At 70.4% G+C, this 17,029-nt stretch carries 17 protein-coding genes, 1 pseudogene and 1 riboswitch; of the genes and pseudogenes, 8 read left to right on the top strand and 10 right to left on the bottom strand.

All coding sequences use genetic code 11. From position 1 onward, the window contains the following. Positions 1 to 29 precede the first annotated feature (29 nt). The 6 genes from LG634_RS29115 to LG634_RS29090 all read right to left on the bottom strand — a co-directional run bounded on the left by LG634_RS29115 (position 30) and on the right by LG634_RS29090 (position 5,004). On the bottom strand, positions 30 to 1,238 hold the full coding sequence (locus tag LG634_RS29115) for a cytochrome P450 (protein WP_226738014.1): 1,209 nt from the start codon (positions 1,236 to 1,238) through the stop codon (positions 30 to 32). Further along, entirely contained in the window at positions 1,235 to 1,822 is a 588-nt protein-coding gene (locus tag LG634_RS29110) for a cupin domain-containing protein (RefSeq protein ID WP_226738011.1), read from the bottom strand. The genes LG634_RS29115 and LG634_RS29110 overlap by 4 nt, the downstream gene beginning before the upstream one ends. Positions 1,823 to 1,824: 2 nt before the next feature. Beyond that, a complete protein-coding gene (locus LG634_RS29105; protein ID WP_226738009.1) occupies positions 1,825 to 2,667 on the bottom strand; it encodes a type III polyketide synthase in 843 nt (280 codons plus the stop codon). A 163-nt stretch (positions 2,668 to 2,830) separates the two neighbouring features. After that, positions 2,831 to 3,877 (bottom strand): hypothetical protein, encoded by a 1,047-nt coding sequence (locus LG634_RS29100; RefSeq protein WP_226738008.1) that lies wholly within the window; start codon positions 3,875 to 3,877, stop codon positions 2,831 to 2,833. Positions 3,878 to 4,315: 438 nt separating this feature from the next. Next, positions 4,316 to 4,558 (bottom strand): hypothetical protein, encoded by a 243-nt coding sequence (locus LG634_RS29095; RefSeq protein ID WP_226738006.1) that lies wholly within the window; start codon positions 4,556 to 4,558, stop codon positions 4,316 to 4,318. Positions 4,559 to 4,650: 92 nt separating this feature from the next. Further along, the gene (locus LG634_RS29090; protein ID WP_226738004.1) at positions 4,651 to 5,004 is read right to left on the bottom strand and encodes a hypothetical protein; all 354 of its coding nucleotides are present in this window, start codon (positions 5,002 to 5,004) and stop codon (positions 4,651 to 4,653) included. A gap of 368 nt (positions 5,005 to 5,372) precedes the next feature. Here LG634_RS29090 and LG634_RS29085 point away from each other — a divergent pair, with 368 nt between their 5' ends. From LG634_RS29085 to LG634_RS29055, 7 genes are all read left to right on the top strand, one after another. Then, the gene (locus LG634_RS29085; RefSeq protein ID WP_226738002.1) at positions 5,373 to 6,233 is read left to right on the top strand and encodes a maleylpyruvate isomerase N-terminal domain-containing protein; all 861 of its coding nucleotides are present in this window, start codon (positions 5,373 to 5,375) and stop codon (positions 6,231 to 6,233) included. Between the two features lie 174 nt (positions 6,234 to 6,407). Then, a complete protein-coding gene (locus LG634_RS29080) occupies positions 6,408 to 6,935 on the top strand; it encodes an Lrp/AsnC family transcriptional regulator (protein ID WP_226738000.1) in 528 nt (175 codons plus the stop codon). A 177-nt stretch (positions 6,936 to 7,112) separates the two neighbouring features. Beyond that, on the top strand, positions 7,113 to 7,916 hold the full coding sequence (gene ddaH / locus LG634_RS29075) for a dimethylargininase (protein ID WP_226738051.1): 804 nt from the start codon (positions 7,113 to 7,115) through the stop codon (positions 7,914 to 7,916). Then, a complete protein-coding gene (rocD, locus tag LG634_RS29070) occupies positions 7,913 to 9,166 on the top strand; it encodes an ornithine--oxo-acid transaminase (RefSeq protein WP_226737999.1) in 1,254 nt (417 codons plus the stop codon). The genes ddaH and rocD overlap by 4 nt, the downstream gene beginning before the upstream one ends. 502 nt (positions 9,167 to 9,668) lie before the next feature. Next, the gene (locus LG634_RS29065; RefSeq protein ID WP_226737997.1) at positions 9,669 to 11,228 is read left to right on the top strand and encodes a phosphatidylinositol-specific phospholipase C domain-containing protein; all 1,560 of its coding nucleotides are present in this window, start codon (positions 9,669 to 9,671) and stop codon (positions 11,226 to 11,228) included. A gap of 93 nt (positions 11,229 to 11,321) precedes the next feature. Then, positions 11,322 to 11,504 (top strand): hypothetical protein, encoded by a 183-nt coding sequence (locus tag LG634_RS29060; RefSeq protein WP_226737995.1) that lies wholly within the window; start codon positions 11,322 to 11,324, stop codon positions 11,502 to 11,504. 161 nt (positions 11,505 to 11,665) lie between these two features. Further along, on the top strand, positions 11,666 to 12,250 hold the full coding sequence (locus tag LG634_RS29055; RefSeq protein ID WP_226737994.1) for a hypothetical protein: 585 nt from the start codon (positions 11,666 to 11,668) through the stop codon (positions 12,248 to 12,250). Between the two features lie 12 nt (positions 12,251 to 12,262). On the opposite strand, the gene LG634_RS29050 is transcribed toward LG634_RS29055, so the two are convergent. After that, positions 12,263 to 12,463 (bottom strand): hypothetical protein, encoded by a 201-nt coding sequence (locus LG634_RS29050; RefSeq protein WP_226737992.1) that lies wholly within the window; start codon positions 12,461 to 12,463, stop codon positions 12,263 to 12,265. A 209-nt stretch (positions 12,464 to 12,672) separates the two neighbouring features. Here LG634_RS29050 and LG634_RS29045 point away from each other — a divergent pair, with 209 nt between their 5' ends. After that, the gene (locus tag LG634_RS29045; RefSeq protein ID WP_226737990.1) at positions 12,673 to 13,902 is read left to right on the top strand and encodes a hypothetical protein; all 1,230 of its coding nucleotides are present in this window, start codon (positions 12,673 to 12,675) and stop codon (positions 13,900 to 13,902) included. A 16-nt stretch (positions 13,903 to 13,918) separates the two neighbouring features. On the opposite strand, the gene LG634_RS29040 is transcribed toward LG634_RS29045, so the two are convergent. From LG634_RS29040 to LG634_RS29030, 3 genes and pseudogenes are all read right to left on the bottom strand, one after another. Beyond that, entirely contained in the window at positions 13,919 to 15,166 is a 1,248-nt protein-coding gene (locus LG634_RS29040; protein ID WP_226737988.1) for an NAD(P)/FAD-dependent oxidoreductase, read from the bottom strand. A 233-nt stretch (positions 15,167 to 15,399) separates the two neighbouring features. Next, positions 15,400 to 15,735 carry a hypothetical protein gene (locus LG634_RS29035; protein ID WP_226737986.1) on the bottom strand — a complete coding sequence of 112 codons (336 nt, stop codon included), beginning with the start codon at positions 15,733 to 15,735 and terminating at the stop codon, positions 15,400 to 15,402. Between the two features lie 290 nt (positions 15,736 to 16,025). Next, a pseudogene (locus tag LG634_RS29030) lies at positions 16,026 to 16,568 on the bottom strand (Rossmann-fold NAD(P)-binding domain-containing protein); the annotation flags it as partial. A 198-nt stretch (positions 16,569 to 16,766) separates the two neighbouring features. Continuing rightward, positions 16,767 to 16,967, top strand: a riboswitch (cobalamin riboswitch). Positions 16,968 to 17,029: the final 62 nt, after the last annotated feature.

The following is a 17,029-nucleotide window of genomic DNA, read 5'->3' as shown; positions in this document are numbered from 1 at the left end:
CGGCCGGACCCGCCGTGCGGCGGCTGGGCCTACCAGGTCACCGGCAGTCCCACGGGCCCGCGGATGAGCACGTCCTTCTGCCAGGCCACCTCGCCGGGACCGACCGCCAGGCGCAGGTCCGGCAGCCGCCCGACCAGGGTGGTCAGGAGCAGCTCGGCCTCCAGCCGGGCGAGCAGTGGTGCCACGCAGTGGTGGGGGCCGTACCCGAAGGCCAGGTGGGGCGGGCCCTGCCGGTCGATGTCGATGCGGCCCGGCTCGGGGTAGCACGCCTCGTCCCAGTTGGCCGCCACGTACGAGACGTACACGGCCTCGCCCCGGCGGATCCGGACCCCGGCCACCTCGACGTCCTCGGTGGCGACGCGTGGCTGTCCCACGCCGTGCTTGTGCGGAATCCAGCGCAGCAGCTCCTCCACGGCCGCCGGCACGGCCCGAGGGTCCGACCGCAGGCGGCCCATCAGGCTGTCGTCGGTCAGGAGCACGTACATCATGTTCGAGGTGTGGTTGCGCACGGCGTGCCAGCCGTTCAGTCCCATCAGCACCGCCAGGGCGAGCATCTCCTCTTCCTCGATCCGGCCGTTGGCGACCGCGGCCGCCAACGTGCTCGTGAGGTCGTCCTGCGGCCGGGCCAGGCGATCCCGGGCCAGCTCGCGGAACAGGGCACGGGCGGCCTCCTTCGCCTGACGGGCCCGCTCGACGCCTGCCTCGTCCGTCGCCCTCGTCAGCACGGTGTCCGCCCAGACGCGCAGGCTCGGCAGGTCAGCCTCCGGCACGCCCAGCACCGCTCCGATGACGTGCAGGGGGAACGGGGAGGTCACCTCCCGTACGAGGTCCGCGGGCGGCCCTGAGGCCGTCATGCGGTCGATCAGGCCGTCCAGCGCGGCCTGCGCGCGCGGGCGCAGCGCCGCCATGCCCGAGCGGTTGAACGCCGAAGAGACCACGGAACGGACCCGGGTGTGGTCGGGGGGATCCACGAAGCTGACCGCCCGGTCCAGCGGCACGAGGTACATGTTCATGCTCGGCAGCGGCCGGCCGACGATGTCCCGGCTGAACCGGGCGTCGGAGGTGACGAACCGGACCACGTCGTGCCGCGTCGCCAGCCAGCACTCACCAGGGGTGCCGTGCAGCAGCCTGACCCGGACGACCGGCGCTTCTCGCAGTGCCTCGCGCAGGAACGGGTCGAAGTCCAGCGCCGCCAGATCGGCGGCCTCGTACACCGGTGGAGCGGTGTCCTGCCTCACTGACCCCCCTCCGGCCGGTCGTGGCGCAGCGGAGTGAGCTGCTCGATGTCGTAGCGGCGGCGCAGGGCCTCGATGGCGGCGTGCTCGGGGGGCCCGTCGGCGGACAGGATGTCCATGAGCTCCTCGAAGTACCGCTCGTGGTCCGGCGGCGGGGACGACTGGAAGAACATCCGCGCCGGGGCTCCGGTGGGATTGGCGAACGCGTGCGGGCAGCCCGGCGGGACCACGATGACCGTGCCGGGCGTCGCACGGACCACACGTTCTCCTTGCACGGACCGCCACCCGCGCCAGCCGTCGGCAGTCCGCACGCGCGGCTCGAAGGCAAGGACGTCGAGTTCCCCTTCGAGCACGTAGAAGAGCTCCTCGCTGCGGGTGTGGACGTGGGCGCCGACGTCGAAGCCGGGTGGTACGACGACCTCGAAGCTCGATGTGATGCGCGACTGTTCACCGGTCACCTTGAACGTCACCTGCTGCGCGGCGGTGCGCAGCGCACGGCCGCCGCCGGGCGGCACGATCAGGCCGCCGGGCGGCGGCGGGGCGGTGCGGGTCGTGGCGGACGTGGTCGTGGTGTCTGCTGCGGGCATGGTCACGGCGTACGGCTCCAGCGGCCCAACGTCATCTCGGCTGTGATGCCCGGCCCGAACCCGGCCAGCAGGCCGCAGGCCCGGTCGGCGGCACCGCCCTCGTCGAACAGCCGGCGCAGCGCGTCCAGTACGACGACGCTCGCCACGTTCCCGTACTCGGTGAGCGTGGCCCGGCTGAACCGGAAGGCGCCCGGAGGCACGCCCAGGCATTTGCTCAGGTCGTCGAGGATCCGCGGCCCTCCGGCGTGCACGATGTAGAAGTCGAGTCGGGACGCGTCCCAGCCCTGTCCGTCGGCGAGGGCGCGCAGCGCGGGGGCGAGCGGCTCCATGGTGCCCGGCACTCGCTTGTCGAGCAGGAAGTGGAAGCCGGTGGCGCGCACGTCGTACGCGATCCAGTCCTCGGTGCCCGGGAGCAGGTACGAGCCGTTTCGCTCCAGGTGGATGCCGGTTCCGCCGGTCCCGCGGACCGCTGCGGCGGCCACGCCGTCGCCGAAGAGTCCGTTGGACAGCAGCGATCCGATGCCGATGTCGGTGGGCTGGTAGCTCAGGGAGCAGAACTCGCAGGCCACGATGAGCGCGTTCGCGTCCGGGTAGGCCCTGCAGAAGTCGTGTGCCCGGTTGATCGCGGCACCGCCGGCCGCGCAGCCCAGCTGGGCGATCGGCAACTGCCGGGTGGTGGAGGGAAATCCCATCGAGTTGATGAGCCGGGCGGTGTGCGAGCGTCTCTCGACCGGTTGGACCAGGTGGCGGGTCCGTACCCCGGTGTTCTCGATCAGGCGCAGCGCGAAACCCAGTTGGGGGTGATCGGCATGGCGCGAGCGCGCGAGCTCAAGCGGCTCCTCCATGCAACGCCCTTTCCCCCACGGGCCACCAGAGTGCCCGGTCCGACCCGACTCGCTGAGTAACGATCACCGTCGGCATGGGTCACAGCGGCCCGCAGTCCGGCCGTACCGGCTGCCGGTCGTGCCCTCGGAGGGAGTTGGGGCGGAGGGGCGGGCAGGGGCCGGGCTACTGGACCAGGGCGAAGTGCGGGTGTTCCGGCGACGAGGGGCACGTGTAGAGCTGGAGGTCGTATCCGTCTGCGATCTCGACCTTGGTCGGCTGCTCGGGGTAGGGATTGAGGGCGGATGCCGGGACGTCCCGGTCCTCGTCAGGGATCCACGACGTGCTCGTCTCGCCCCATTCGGACGAGGCGATGGTCAGCAGCGGATCCATCGCGGTGCCGCAGGCACCGCAGAGCCGAGGGTAGGGGTCGGTCAGGCCCCAGCGGGTCCACCCGCCGGTCTTCCAGCCGGGTGCGATGGACAGCGACCTGTCGTAGACGTCCTGCGGGGTGGGCTCGTCCTCGTACGGGTCCACGTCGTGCGGGTCCACGTCCAGCTGCCAGGTGTGGCAGTCCTCCATCTGCCGCCGTACCTCGTCCTCCAGCTCCGCCGAGTGGGGATACTCCGTCACCTGCTCGGGGAAGAGCAGGCACGGTTGCGGAAGGTAGGAGGAGAACTGGACCACGGGAGGCTCGGGCGGTGCGGCGAGCACATCGGTGACCGAGGCGGCGGTTCGCCAGAACATCTCAGTCCTGGGCACAGCGGGGTGTTCGAAGGGACACCACAGCACCTGGAGCAGGTCGGCCGGGCCCGGCGGGCGCAGCGACGGGACGTCGCGCAGGTACAACTGGGCCACGGGAAGCAGCGGGACCGGCCCGTCGGGCCAGGGGCGGCCCTCGCGGGCTCGCTGGTGGTCGGCCAGTTCCTCGGGCGTGTATTGGAGGGCACCGGGGTCGCCGTCCGCCCGGCGGACCGCGTCTTCGGTGATGCGTCGCTGCAACCGGACGCCATCGGGCGACGGCGCCGGATTGCGACGGTCCCACACGTGCGGACCGTCGCAGTGCGGCCACGGTTCGGTGGCCGGCCACAACAGCGGGCCGCCGACCGAGCTGTCCCGCGTCGACGGAGCCCCGGCCCGGGGGTGCAGCCGGGTCGCCGTGCGGGCCAGCGGAGCCAGCGGGGGCAGGTCCGCGGAGGCGTCGAACGGCCGTGGCGGAGTGGTGCGGGCCATGCCGGCTCCTCCTGGTCGGTGGTGGACGGTCGGTTGCCGAGGTGGTGCTCGCCGGTGTCGCCCCGGGTGCGGGGGACGAACTCGTGCGCGACCGGTGCCCGGACGATGCCGTCGGCACGGTGGATCATAACGGTCGTCTCGACTCCCACCGGGATGGTGCCGACGGCGTCCGTTACGCACCTCGTGCCGGACGCCCGAGCAGGGCGTTGCAGGCAGGGGCGGGTGATGTCCGCCTTCAGCGGTGGTTCTGGGGCCAGTTCCTCCGTAGCCAAGTCAAGTCGCTCTGCGCGTGGATACGGGCTGCTTCTTCGCGGGCGAAGACCGCGTTCGTCTTGGTCAGGACCAGGGTGTAGGGGCTTCCTTCCCGACGAGTGGTGTGGGATACGGGCAGGCCGGCCAGATCGATGCGGCTGTGGATGTGCCGGCGCACTCGCCCGGTCACTCGCCCCCTTCTGGACCGACCGCGGTCCGGTCACCGCGTCCGTCCCGCTGTTCAAGGCCGCTCTGCATGCCGCGGGGGGACTGGAGGCACTCCCTGAGCTCGTGCAGGGCTGCCTCGGGGCCGGCTTCGGCGCGTGCCGCGAAAGACCGCTGGCGGGGCCAGAGCACCACCGCGGCCCGTCGGTACCAGCGGTCCAGCGTGTTGCCGTAGTTGCCCATGACGTTCGTCCCCCTGGCCAACGCAGTGCCTTTGCGCCAGTCTTGCAAGAACCCCGTACGGGCGATGGCGGTGGACGGAATTCGCCGCCGGCGTCACGCCTCACGCGCCGGTTTCAGGGGAGGGCGGGGCGCTGTTCGGTGACTGTCAGTGCGTCCACCATGCGGTTCAGTTTGGCCCGTGCGCGTGGGGCGTGGGCCTGCGGCACCTGGATCCGGACGGTGGCCCGGTCGGTGCCCGTCACCGCGTATGACAGGGCCAGGACCGGGATGCTGCTCAGGGTGGCGGCGATCCGGCCCAGTGCTCGATGGCTGTCCCGGAGCGTCAGGGTGAGGGTGCAGGCCGCGTGGTCCGGGGCGGGGGCGGGGGCGACGAGCTCGTCGATTGCGTGCCGGGTGCGCAGAAAGCCGTCGCGCTGGGCGCTGTCGGGCGGCGTCGCGTCGAAGACGTGAAGGACATCGTGGTTCATGTCGACTGCTTCCTGTCCAGGTCTGCCGGGCCGGGTGAGGCTGCTGTGTCAGGGCTGCTGATGACAAACAAAAAGACCCCTCGCGGAATGCGAGAGGTCTGCGTGCGGGCGGTGAGGTGCGGGAACGGTCGTTCCCGGTCATCTCGGTGCCGGCACGCTGCCACTAATAATGAGCTGGCGCTGCATGGGGGGATGGTCCCACAGCCCCCTCGGCAGCGAGAAGGACGTCTCAGGATTCGGACGGCGCGTGGAGCGAGTGGGGGCGGGTGTGGAGCAGGGGGTGCGGGGGGTGAATCGGGCGTTCCCCTGTCGACTCCGGCTACTGGACGGTAATCTTTGGGGCCGTTTGCGTGCCAGGGGGGAATCGCATGGACAGTGCCGCGAAGTTAAGTCCTGTCGGTGAGCACGAGAAGACCCGCGCGGCAGTGGCCGCCGCGAGGGAGCGCCTGGTGCGGCTCCTGCGCGACGTGCGCGACCCGGACGCGGCGTCCGGAGTACCGGTGTGGTCGGTGGGCGACGTCGGCTCGCACCTCGCGGCCGTGTATCTCGCGTACTGCTCCGCCGCCACCGGCGACGGGTCCATGGACTGGGACGGCATCCTGCCGCCGGGTGACGGAACCCTCGAAGAGCGGATCACGGCTGTGAACGCCGCGTCCATCCGTCTCTTCGCCGATGCGGACCGCGACCGACTGGGCGACTTCATCACCGAGCGGGGCGAGACGTTCCTGCGGGAAACCGCCGGCCTCGCCCCGGACACCCCCGTCGCCGTGCCCTGGTTCGGGAAGGACGCGACGTTCACGCTGGCGACGCTGACCGGTCTGCTGCTCAGCGAGACTCTCCTGCACGGACTGGACATCGCGCGCGGCGCCCGTCTTCCTTGGCCCATCGCCCAGGAAGAGGCGCGCCTGGCGATCGGCCAGACGATGCCGACGCTCATGCCGCTGACGCTGGACGCGACGCGGGCGCGGGGGATCAGCCTCGCATTCGACCTCTCCATCAAGGGCGGTCCGCGACTTGCGGTCGACGTCGCCGACCGGACGATGACGGTGACCCGCGACGCCCCGCCCCGCCGCTACGACTGCCGGATCACCGCGACACCGGTCGCCTTCCTGCTGGTCTCGTACGGGCGTACCCCGCCCTGGAAGGCGATCGCACGCGGTCAGATGCGGGCCGGCGGGCGCAAGCCCTGGCTTGCCGCCCGGTTCGGACAGCTCATCAGCGCTCCGTAACCTGCGGACCGTGCTGCGCCGGCCTGCTCCCCGCGTGGCGGGCGGGGCCGGGCGCTCGGGGCGAGGACGCGGACCAGGCCGCGCTGCGGGTGGGGGTGTTGGGGCGGGCGTGCACGGCAAGATAGGAGCGAAGGCGGCCCGCCTCCCGGCGCCACGAGGAAAAGAACGCCCACCATGACCCTCAAGCCCACCCCGTTCGACGAGCTCGACCGCAAGATCGTCGCGACGCTGATGGCGAACGCCCGAGCGAGTTTCGCCGAGATCGGCACGGCCGTCGGCCTGTCCGCCACCGCCGTCAAACGCCGGGTCGACCGGCTGCGCGACACCGGTGTGATCACCGGGTTCCGTGCCACCGTCCGTCCTGCCGCACTCGGTTGGCGCACAGAGGCGTACATCGAGGTGTACTGCGACAGTGCGGCACCGCCCAGGCGGCTCGCGGAAGTGGCGCGCAAGTATCCGGAGATCGCCGCGGCCATGACCGTGACCGGAGCCGCGGACGCACTGCTGCACATCCGGGCCACCGACGTCGGGCACTTCGAGGAAGTGCTGGAGCGGATCCGCAGCGAGCCCTTCATCCGCAAGACGATCAGCTACATGGTGCTGTCCCACCTGCTGCCCGAGAGCCCGGAGGCGGGCGCCAGCGAGCCCGCGCCGACCGCCGGAACGGGGGAGGCCCTCGGCCACGCAGGGAACCTGCTCTAGACCTCGGTTCCACGCAGCATTCCTGCGTGTGCGCGCAGCCCTTCGTTCTTGCCGGGCGTATCGGCCGCTTTCTACGGTAGGGGCATCCCTCATCGCCCCCGTGGAACGCGGAGGAAATTCCCTGTGCCCGTAGAACGTGCCCAGCTCGGCAGCGCCCCGATCCCCAGGCGCTATCTGATGTGCGAGCCCCGTCACTTCGAGGTGCGCTACGCCATCAACCCGTGGATGAACCCCGGCACACCGGTCGATCCCGAGCTCGCCCGGGGCCAGTGGCAGACCCTGGTCGAGACCTACCGGGCCCACGGCCACACGGTCGAGACGGTCGCTCCGGTGGCCGGCCTGCCCGACATGGTGTTCGCGGCCAACGCCGCCCTCGTCCTGGACGGCAAGGTCTTCGGCTCGTCCTTCCACGCGCCCGAGCGGCAGCCGGAGTCCGCGGCGTACGCCGCCTGGTTCAAGGAGGCCGGGTACGACGTCCACCCTGCCGAGTCGGTCTGCGAGGGCGAGGGCGATCTCGTCCCGGCCGGCCGGTACGTGCTGGCGGGCACGGGCTTCCGTACGCAGAGGACCGCTCACCGCGAGGTGCAGGAGTTCTTCGGCAGGCCCGTGATCAGCCTCGATCTGGTGGATCCCCGCTTCTACCACCTGGACACCGCCCTGTTCTTCCTCGGCCCGGAACCGGGCGAAGACGGCGGGACGGGCGAGGGCAACATCGCCTACTACCCGGCGGCGTTCTCGCCGGGCAGTCGGGAGGCGCTGCGCCGGCTCTATCCCGACGCGGTGATCGCCACCGAGGAGGACGCCCTCGCGTTCGGCCTCAACTCGGTCTCCGACGGCCGCCACGTGTTCGTCGCCCCGCAGGCGCTCGACCTGATCGACCGGCTCGTCCACCGAGGCTACGTCCCCGTCCCCGTCGACCTCTCGGAATTCCGCAAAGCCGGCGGCGGCATCAAGTGCTGCACCCAGGAGATCCGCTCATGACCAGCCCCGCTGCCGTCGCCGAAAGCTCCGCTGCCGAGCCGCGTTCGTCGGAGCAGCTGATCCGGGCCGAGGCCCGGCTGCTCGCACACAACTACCACCCGCTGCCCGTGGTCGTCGCCCGCGCGGAAGGCACCTGGGTCGAGGACGTCGAGGGCCGCCGCTACCTCGACATGCTGGCCGGCTACTCCGCTCTCAACTTCGGGCACCGCCACCCGGCCCTCGTCGACGCCGCGCACCGCCAGCTCGACGAGGTCACCCTCACCTCCCGCGCCTTCCACAGCGACCGGCTGGCCGGCTTCGCCGAGCAGCTGGCCGCGCTGACCGGGCTCGACATGGTGCTGCCGATGAACACCGGAGCCGAGGCCGTGGAGAGCGCGATCAAGGTGGCCCGCAAGTGGGCGTACGAGGTCAAGGGCGTCGCACCGGACCGGGCGACGATCGTCGTCGCCGGAGGCAACTTCCACGGCCGCACCACCACGATCGTCAGCTTTTCGACGGACGAGACGGCCCGCGCCGGGTTCGGACCCTTCACCCCCGGCTTCCGCACCGTCCCGTACAACGACCTCGCCGCGCTGGAAGCGGCCGTGGACGAGACGACGGCGGCCGTGCTGATCGAGCCCATCCAGGGCGAGGCCGGTGTCCTCATCCCCGACGACGGCTACCTCACCGGGGTCCGCGAACTGACCCGCCGCGCCGGGTGCCTCTTCATCGCCGACGAGATCCAGTCGGGCCTGGGGCGTACGGGCCGCACGCTGGCCGTGGACCACGAATCGGTGGTGCCGGACGTCCTGCTCCTCGGGAAGGCCCTGGGCGGCGGGATCGTCCCGGTCTCCGCGGTCGTCGCCCGCCGCGACGTGCTCTCCGTACTCCGCCCCGGCGAGCACGGATCGACCTTCGGCGGCAACCCCCTCTCCGCCGCCGTGGGTTCGGCGGTCCTCGACCTGCTGGCGACCGGCGAGTACCAGCGGCACGCGGCCGAGCTCGGCCAGGTCCTCGACCGCGGCCTGGCCGAGCTGGCCACATCCGGCGCCGGTGTCACGGGCTACCGGGCCCGGGGCCTGTGGGCAGGCGTGGACGTCGACCCCGCGCTCGGCACGGGACGGCAGATCAGCGAACGGCTCCTCGCCGAAGGCGTCCTGGTCAAGGACACCCACCGATCCACGATCCGGCTGGCCCCACCGCTGACCATCACGGAGGACGAACTCCACACCGCACTCGCGGCCCTGCGGAAGGTCCTGGCGCAGCCGTGAACCGGCAGGCGCTGCCCCTTGCGGCGGAGGAGTCCGGTCCGTATGTGCCGGTCCCCGGCAGCGTGGTGCGGACGGGGGTGCGGGCACCGGACTCCCGGCTCAATGACAGGGAACCACGTTTGTCTCAGGGGGAGTTGTGTGGAGGCAGGGTCTTGTGCGGGTGCCGCTGGAGGGTGGCGGGTCGATCCTGCTGGAAGCGGTGGACGGAGCGGTCGAGCCCGGCGCACCCGAGTCCGGCGGCCCGTGAAGGCGGGGCGGGCGGGGTGACGCGATCCGCGACCTGCCCCGGACGCTACAGGAGCGACGCCTCGACAGAGACCCTGCTGACGGCGGCAGGGGGCCGGTTCCCGCCACAGCCGACCGGGGCCAGGGACATTCGATCGGCGCGCGAGCGGCCGTCGTCGTCCGCCCTGTCCGGGGCGTAAGCAGAACGTCAGCGGAACGGTAGGGGTGGCGGTCAGGCTGGATCCCGCATCGCCACTCGTACTCGGACAGGAGTTCCATGTCCCGCTTCACCCCCCACGCCGTCGGCGCCGGATCGCGCGGGCGGTCCCGCCGGCTGACAGGTCTGCTGACGGCCGCCGGTCTCGCCCTGGGCACCGTACTGCTCACGCCCGCCACCGCCGGGGCGGCGGGGTCGACCAACCAGCACGCCTACCGCAACCTCGGACAGGCGGACCGCGCCGAGTGGATGTGGGGCATCGCGAACGACACGCCGCTCTCGGCCATGTCCATCCCGGGGACCCACGACACGCTCTCCATCCACGGCGGCGGCATGGTGGCGACGCAGGAGGACTACGGCAACAGCGCGGACACCCTGACGGCGCAGTTGGACCGGGGAGTCCGGGCCATCGACATCCGGGTCCGGGCCATCGGGGGCAGCTTCACGATCCACCACGGCAAGGCCTACCAGCAGGCCAACTTCGACGACGTGCTGAGCAAGGCCAGGAGCTTCCTCGCCAAGCACCCGACCGAGACGATCGTGATGCGTCTCCGCGCCGAGTGCCCCTATGGCGGCGGTGGCATCGCCGACTGCTCGAACGACCCCTCTTCGGTGACCCCGACGCAGGTCCGGGAGATCTTCGACGGCTACCGGAGCCGGTACTCCAGCCTGTTCTACAAGGACTCGGTGTCCGGCGCCGGCCGGGCGAAGGTCCCCACGCTCGGGCAGGTCCGGGGCAAGCTGGTCCTGGGCAGCTTCGACAACGCCGACGGCGACCACTACGGGATCGCCGGCTTCAACGACCACAAGGAAGACCACTGGGGGGCGGACAACGTCCCGGAGAAGTGGGGCTACGTCAAGGACAACGTCGACAAGGCGATCAACGGCCGCGCCGGCGACACGTACCTGACGTACGCCTCCGCGTCCAAGGCCCCCATCGGCCTGCTGCCGTCCGACTTCGCCGGCGGCCACTCGGAGCCCCTGGGAGACGCCGGCGGCGACTGGATGGACGGCGTCAACTACCGGCTGATGAAGTACCTCAACGGCAACTCCGGCCGCGTCGGCATCATCATGACGGACTTCCCCGGCTGGGGCCTGGTCAACGCGGTCATCGACCACAACGCCGACAACGCGGTCAAGGGCGGCAACCGGACGGTCTGGCTGGTCAACGACAACAAGACCTACGTGAACAGCCTGTACAACCGCTGCATGGTCCGCGGACCGGAGTTCGACAGCTCGAAGACCGGTGGCCTGGTCACCCAGCGCGACTGCCAGTCGAGCCCGCCGAGCAGCCACCAGTGGGGAGCCGAGAAGCCGTCGACGTACGACGGCAAGGGCCACTTCTGGATCAAGGCGAGCAACGGCAAGTGCCTGACCGTCCCCTACAACAACGGCACCCCGCCCGGCTCCGGCACCCAGCTGTTCTGGTGGGACTGCGAGACCCGCTGGTTCTCCGGCAGCCAGCTCTGGAACATCATCCCGACCAAGCTCGCCACCCCGACCGGATCCCGCCCGGCCTACCAGTTCATCAACAACTGGACCGGCCTGTGCCTGTCGATGGACCCGGCCACCGCCACTGCCTCGGTCGGCAAGGTCACCCAGGAAACCTGCTCCAAGTAGCCCCGGAACCCTTCCAGCCATCGGGCCGCTCCCCTTCAGGGGGGCGGCCCGATGGCGTGCACCGGTCAGTGATCGTGCAGGCTGGCCGGACACATGGCCACTCGTGTGGAGAAGTACCTCGCCCATCCGGGCCACGAAGGCCACGACGTGATCAACATCCAGGGGATGTACCCCATCCACGAGGTCGAGCGTCAGTTCATCAGCGAGCACTGGTTCGAGGCCTTCTGGAAGAGCGACTGGGAGCCCACCGACGTCCTCCGGCGCCCCGCAATCTGACGGGAGGACGGCCGACCGGGTGCGTCCCGCTGGGCATGTCTGATGAGAACAGGGAGATTTGCCCTCCACGGCACCGAACGCAAGGGCAGACTGTCGGCAAGCCTGTGCGGTCCGAATGGGGTGCGAAGACCATGGGTCAATCGACATGGCGGCCGACGGGCATGCCGTTCCTCCTGGTCTGCGTCCTCGTGGCCGTGACCGGGCTGGTGTCCTGTCGACTGGCTCCTCGGGGTGAGGTGCCGGCTGATCCGATCGACCTGCGCGCCGTGGACTGGCGGAGCATCGAGATACCGGGAACGCTGTGCAGGTCCCGGAAGGCCATCCGCCTGCAGGAAGGAACGGCGATCGGCGTGCCTTCGGATTTCGACGGGCCGGAACCGAACATGCCGCAGGACGTGTCGGCGGCTACGGATGAGGTCTTCTACGGCGATATCACGGGCGACGACCGAGACGAGGCAGCGCTGCCCGTGCTGTGTGGAAACCACGGCTCCACCCTGGCGGGGATGAGGGCGATGGGCATTCTTGTCTTCGACGGTGCGGGTCGACAACTGTCGGTGCTCGGAACCCTGACAAGCCGTAAGCCGAGGCTCGATGGGCCACCGAATCAGCTGAAGGTCGAACGGATGGAACCGGACGGCATCACGGTCAAGGACAGTTTCTATCTTCCGGACGACATCAACTGCTGCCCTTCCGGGGAGGTCATGGAGACCTGGGTCCACCGGAAGGGGCGGCTCGTGGCGCGCTGAACCGGTGCCGCGTCAGAAGAGGTTGAACTCCCGAAGCACGTGCAGCGTGCCGGCGCTGACGGTCACAAAAGCACCGCAGGAACTCAGCGTCGTGGTCAAGATGTTCGCGCCGAGGTGCGGCAGGACGATGAAGGTGACCAGGGCGGCGACGAGGGCGCTCAGTGCGGAGACGGCGAGGGTCATGACCCGGACAGCGGGGCTCGGCGTAGGCATGGGAGTCCGTCCTTCGTGGTGGTGGTGCGGAGTGCTCCACACCGTGGGACAGGGCGCCCGGACACCTCCAGTACAAGATCATGCCAATTGAGGACACCCGCGTTCGTGCAGGCAGGCGGGCCGAGGTGACCGCAACTGCACCGGATGTGCGCGAGTGCCACCTGCGGGTCGGCGGTCCTCGGTGGCTACAGCGACAGACAGGGGTGCACATGGCTGAGGAGACACCGACGTGGCAGGAACTCCTGGACGCCGCGGCCGAAGAGCGGACGCCGACGGCGTTCCGCGCGGCTCTGAACGGCCTGCGGGACGACGGCATCTCGTACGACCGGCTGGTGTCCATCTCCAACGGGATCGTTGGAGGCGAGACGGTTCCCGGCTTCGAGGACATGAAGAGCGGCCCGTCCAAGGGCACGTGGCTCAACGCCCTGACGACGAAGGGACACAAGGCAGCGCGGCTGCCCGACTGGAAGTACGTGGAACTCCTGGTCGTGGCGTACTGCAAGCACCACGGCCTGGGCGAGGACATGCGCGAAGCCTTGGTGACGCGCTGGGCGGTCGGCTACACCGTCTGCGGCGGTCGGCCGCGGCCGCAGTACCGGCTTTCGGGCGAAACCCCGGGCGCGGCGACTTCGGCGAAGCGGCGCGGTCGTGTCCCGTACGCCGTGGGAGCGGCATTCACGGTGCTGCTGCTCGGGGTCGGTTCGGCGTACGTATTCCGGGAACCGGACCAGAAGCCGCCCCTGTCCGTGGACGACGTGTCCTTTCTCGGATTGAGCAATCACGATTACGTGTTCCCGTCCGTCATGAAGTTGTCGAGCTCTCAAGTGGAGAAGCTGGAGAACGGCGACTACGGGCAGGGCGTGAAATTCGACGACTGGTTCCGGCGGAACGCGGGAGTGCCGGTCGGCTTCAGAATCATCTTGCTTACCGTCAGCGGGCAGAGCGATGAGCAACTCCGCATCACGAACATTGATTTGATCAAGGAGAAGTGCGCCCCTCCGCTCACTGGCACGTTCTTTCTGAATGGCGGCACCAATGCCGGCGAGTCGAAGGTGAAATTCTTGTTCTTCGATCTGGACGATCGGCTTCCCGAGCCCACCGACGAAGACAACGAACCCTACTTCGCGCGGAAGAGCATCACTCTGAAGAAGGGGGAGAGCGAGACGGTGGCGGCTGCCGTCGGCGCCAACGACCGATCGTGTGGATTCACCTTCCGTTTCACCGTCGTCGTCCCGGGCCGTGAGCCGGTGAAACAGGAGATCAGCGACGACGGAAAGCCGTTCCGGCTTTCCGCGCACGCGCGTGGCGAGGAAGGTCGCCCGTACCAGCGCTACCGGGCCATGTACGTGGGAGGCGTGGCGGCCCCGGTCGGCGCAGGGATCGTCCCGGCGGACCCGTCCACCTACAACGGCGACCCCCAGACCCTCGCCGTCCCCTGACCCGGGCACTCCACCGTCAGCCGGCGTCCGGTGTCTGCTGTTCCATGCGTTCCTGCATGTGTCCGAAGAACTCCTCCGGCCGTGTCACGCCGGCCGTCACCCGGGCGAACTCGTCCTGTGCCGAGCGGCTGCGGGAAACGGCGAGGAGGAGTTCCTGCATCTCGGGGGGCGGCGGCTCCAGTGTGGCGAAGTCGGCCGTGAACTCGTACATGCTCGTGACTTCGGAGTCCCTGGTCTCCTGGCAGGACCGCATCGCTTCGTCGAAGGGCCGGCGGCCGGCGAGTGCGTCGTCGAGTGCCCGGGTGCACCGCTCCGCGTCGCGGAAGGCGTCCTGGATGCCCTGCGCGGTGATGGGGTCCCTGAGGTATCCGGCGTCTCCGACGAGGATCCAGCCGGGGCCGTAGGGCTTGCGGAAGTAGTTGGGGATGGCCATGCCGACGAGCCGCCCGGTCCGAGTGGCCTTCGAGACCCGCTCGGCGAAGGCCGGCGCGCGGGCCAGAACGGCGTGGTAGTTGCCTTCGACATCGCCGCGGTTGGCCTCGAAGTCGCGCATGGGCCAGGCGCAGATGACCAGCGTCTCGTCGTCGTTGGTCGGCCATGCGGCGAAGGCGCGGTCCTCGCGGTCGTACGCCTCGAACGTCCCGTCCATCGGCAGGCCGGCCCAGTAGGCGTAGTAGTAGGCGTTGATCTTCGGCTTCTCCGCGTAGGCCGCTGCGTTGGTCGCCCTCGCAACGGACGAGTGGACTCCGTCCGCGCCGACGACGATCCGGGCGTGCTCGGTGGCCGTCGTGCCGTCCTTGCCGTGCCCCTTGATGCCGGTGACCGTCCCGCCGTCGAACAGGATCTCCTCGACGGTGAACCCCTCGCGCACCTCGGCGCCCGATTCCGCGGCGGCGTCGACCAGGATCTTGTCCAGGACCGTGCGGCGCGGGGCGTAGGAGACGTCGAAGCCCTCACCGGCAGGAGAGCCGGCGATCACGAAGGGGCCCAGGTCGAAGGCGTAGGTGTGGATGGCGGGGCAGCCGGTCGCGACCACCCGGTCCAGGAGTCCCCAGCGCTCCAGCGCGGCCAGACCGGGCGGATGGATCAGGTGGGTGGAGATCGTGTCGCTCGGGAACGTCGCCCGGTCGACGAGGAGGACACGGTGACCGAGGCGGGACAGGAGCATGGCGGTGGGAGCCCCGGCGCACCGTGCTCCGACGACGATCACGTCGTGGCGATGTGCTTCGGCAGCGGACGCCGACGCGCCGGCCGTGCTGGTCATGGCCCTCACCTGCCGATCGGGCACACCGCCCGACGGGGACGTCTGCGGGTGTACGTGGCGGTGCGCCTCTCTCCACGCTAGCCCAGGTACGCCCGGCCTTCTTCCCGAGCGCAGACGACGGCCCCTGACACCGGTGTCCTGCGTGGCGATGGAATCCTTCGTCGAAGGGTGACGATCCACCGGTGCTTGCGCGGTGGGACCGGGCCAGGACCACGGCCCGGCCCCAGACGATGTCACCCGGACGCGGGCCGGACCGGGCAGCCCTCGGTGAACGGGACGCGGTCGACCAGTCCCTGCCAGCGGGAACGGGGCAGCGCGCCGCCCGCCCGGCCGCACACGGCGGTGACCACCGCCCGCAAACCGATCTCGTACGACCTCACCCCGGTGTGCCGGCCCGCCACCACGAGGCGGGTGCCGTCCGGGCTGTACCGGAGTGCGACCGGGTCGTACCGGCGAAGGACGTCCAGGACCGGAAGCCAGGGCGAGACCGCCCGCGGCGGGGCGGCACGGCCCAGGACCTCCCGCAGGCCGGGCATCGTGCGGCGCGGGCGGCGGGTGTCGAGGTCCATTCGATGACGCTGCCGGAGCCGATGCTGAGCGGCGTACGGCCGTCCTCGCCGAGGTGGCGCAGGATGCTGCGGCCCCGGTCCGGGTCGTGGAACACGTCCCGTTCGGGCCGGTTCGCGGCCGTCAGCAGGGCTGCCCGGGTCTCGGGCAGGTCGGCGACGGTCCAGGCCGCCAGTTTCAGCCGCATGGCCAGCACCGGATCCGACTGCCGCAGGCTCTCGGCGACGCCGACGAGCCGGCGGGCCTCGTCCGGGTAGGCCGGGGCGTACCGGAACGACGAACAGCACGTCGCTCAACGGAAGGCGTCGGCGTTCTCCGCAGCCCACTGGCGGAACGGGCGGGCGGGCGTTCCGGTGATCTGCGCAACGGTGTCACGCACCGCCAGCAGCTCGTCGTTCACGTCTCCGCCCGTGAGGTCGAGCACCGCGTCCGCGGCCTCGGCGCCGAAGACCGCGGCCATCTGTGCACGGGCCTGCCAACGGCTGATCTCGGCGAAGGGGACCTCCCGGCCCAGTGCCGCCCCGATGGCCTCGGCCTGCTGCCGGGGAGTCACCGGCTCCGGACCGGTCAAGGCATACGTGCACCCGTGGTGGCCGGGCTCGGTCAGCGCCACCCGTGCCACCGCCGCGATGTCCGCAGGGTGGATGGTCGGGAGCGCGGTCTCCGCGTACGGCGCGCGGACGGTCTCGTGGCCGCGGACGGAGGCCGCCCACATCAGGGTGTTCGAGGCGAACTGCGTCGGGCGCAGGATCGTCCAGGCCATGCCACTGGCCTTGAGCAGCTCCTCCACCGCCTGGTTCTCGCCGGCGGGGCCGAGGTGCGGGTGGGTCTGGACGGGGCGCTGCCGATGTTTCCGGTGGCTCCGGTCACGAGGATCATGGCGTGTCTTGCCGTCATCAGATGATCAAGTAGTCAACACCCTGGAATCTCAAGCACACTTGAGGTCAAGGAGTACCCGGCCGGTATCGCTCGTGCGTCCGCATGCTGGACGGTGGTCGTCGCTCGGCGGTCGCTCTGCCTAGGCTGGCCGGTGCAGCTGGTTCGCCCCGTCCGCCAGGCGGGAGGCGTCGTAAGAGGGAACCCGGTGGGAATCCGGGACTGCCCCGCAGCGGTGAGCGGGAACGACCGCCGTCATACGCACTGGGACCGGACAACGGTCCTGGGAAGCGACGGCCAGTAGGTGCCCGCCGGGAGACCGGCAGGCGTGCCCGCGAGTCCGAAGACCTGCCCGTTGCCCGCGCCCGGCCGATGCCGTGCGCGGATGTCCCGGTGACCTCGTGGGCGGGTCGGCGTACA

Source organism: Streptomyces bambusae (genome assembly GCF_020532645.1).
Classification (GTDB): Bacteria; Actinomycetota; Actinomycetes; order Streptomycetales; family Streptomycetaceae; genus Streptomyces; species Streptomyces bambusae.
Note: the sequence above shows the minus strand (reverse complement) of the source record. Positions and strands in the feature narration are given on the sequence as shown.